Here is a 1,727-nt window from a genome sequence, read left to right on the forward strand (position 1 = left end):
AAGTGCCCGTTCCCGGGCTGCAACAACCATTCCCTGGACAACGACGCCGACCATATCCTGGCCTGGGCCGACGGCGGCACCACCGGAATCAGCAACCTCGGCCAGCCGTGCCGCAAACATCACCGCCTCAAACACAGCTCGGCCTGGACCCCGGCCGGGGCCAGCAAAGACGCACCGCCCGGCTGGACGTCACCGACCGGAAGGCACTACCCCAGCGAGCAACAGGACTGGGAACCACCCCACTGGCCGGACCGCATCCCTGCCATGGATACGGGCGCGGACTCCGACACACTCCCTGCCGCAGGAGTCCCCGAGGACCCTGGCCCGGATCCCGACCAGGAACTGCCGCCGGACCCCTTCCCGGACTGGCACCTGTTCACGGCCGGGCACCCATGGCCCGCCGCAGATAACCGCGCCTCGGACTGGCTGCAGCCCTTCGACGAATCCATCCTGGAATACTTCCTGGTCGAAACGCTCTGATCGACGGGGGAGAACTGCAAACGTCTTATCGACTCTGCGCGCACTTCCTTCAGTTTCCACATAGGACCCGCCGGCCCTGAGCAGCGACCCCGAAGCTTCGTACGATGGGCGCATGCCGCGCCACGATCCCGACTACCCACCCAGCGTCCAACCGGACCAGGCCGGCCGCAGGCTGTCGCCCGTATCCGGGACTAGAAGGAGGGCCGGCCTGCTCGGGGAACCGCCGCCGGTTTCCTTGGCCGAGGGCCAGCGCACTCCGGACGATCCGGCGGGCCGNCCGCCGAGGACCCCTTATCCGGTGGCGTACCGGCCGGCAGGCTGCCACGCTGCTGTGCCTGGCGTCCTTGGTGCTCCTGGGCTGGTTCTGGTGGCAGGCTGCCAACGTCCCAGCGGCCGTCAGCCCAATCAGCTCCGTCAACAGCTCGGAAAACGGCGAAGCTACCGTCCCGGAACCCGACACAGGGCCCACGGCCAGCACGGCCGGCACGGACACTGCTCCCGGCGGGAGCGGTGACCGTGCCCCCGCAAGAATCATCGTGCACGTGGCCGGCGCGGTTGCCCGCGCCGGAATCGTGGAACTGCCACAGGGGAGCCGCCTGCACGAGGCCATCGCGGCGGCGGGAGGCGGTGCGCCGGACGCGGACCCGGACCAGCTCAATCTCGCGGCCATCCTCGAGGACGGGCAGAAAGTCCTCGTGCCGAGGCACGGTGAAACCGTTCCGGCCGGGTCTGCTCCGGCTGGTGACGCCGGGGGCGGCCCGGCGGGCGCGGCCGGGTCCCCAGCCGGAGGGAAAATCAACCTGAACACTGCCGGCGTCGACGAACTGGCGAGCCTTCCGCGCATCGGGCCGGTGTTGGCCCAGCGGATCGTGGACTGGCGCACCGAGCATGGCCGCTTCCAGCGGGTTGAGGAGCTGGACGCCGTGGATGGGGTGGGAGTAAAGATGCTCGAAGCCCTGCTGCCCCTGGTCCGGGTCTGAGGGCGGTGGGGCCGGACGTGGAGCGGACCAGTCGCTGGCAACGCTATATTGACGCTGCGGTCGGGCGGACTCCCGGGAACCATCCGGAAGCGGGGCTGCCGGGGGCAGGGCCGGGCCTCCGGCAGGCCAGACGGCAGCGGCACCGCGGCCCGCGGTTCCCAGACCGGGTTGCGTCCTTCGCGGTCCTGGCGCGGTCCACCTCGGGCCGGGAACAAACCCCGCGCCGAACCGATGTGCGTTTGGTTCCCGCGGCCGTGCTGGTCTGGG

1 protein-coding gene and 1 pseudogene are annotated in these 1,727 nt (G+C 70.3%); both read left to right on the top strand.

The window, feature by feature from the left end; translation table 11 throughout:
* A pseudogene (locus tag K789_RS26145) lies at positions 1–480 on the top strand (HNH endonuclease); the annotation flags it as partial.
* A 347-nt stretch (positions 481–827) separates the two neighbouring features.
* Positions 828–1,460 (top strand): helix-hairpin-helix domain-containing protein, encoded by a 633-nt coding sequence (locus K789_RS0109000; RefSeq protein WP_237739561.1) that lies wholly within the window; start codon positions 828–830, stop codon positions 1,458–1,460.
* Positions 1,461–1,727 lie beyond the last annotated feature (267 nt).

This window comes from Arthrobacter sp. TB 26 (assembly GCF_000427315.1).
Classification (GTDB): Bacteria; Actinomycetota; Actinomycetes; order Actinomycetales; family Micrococcaceae; genus Arthrobacter.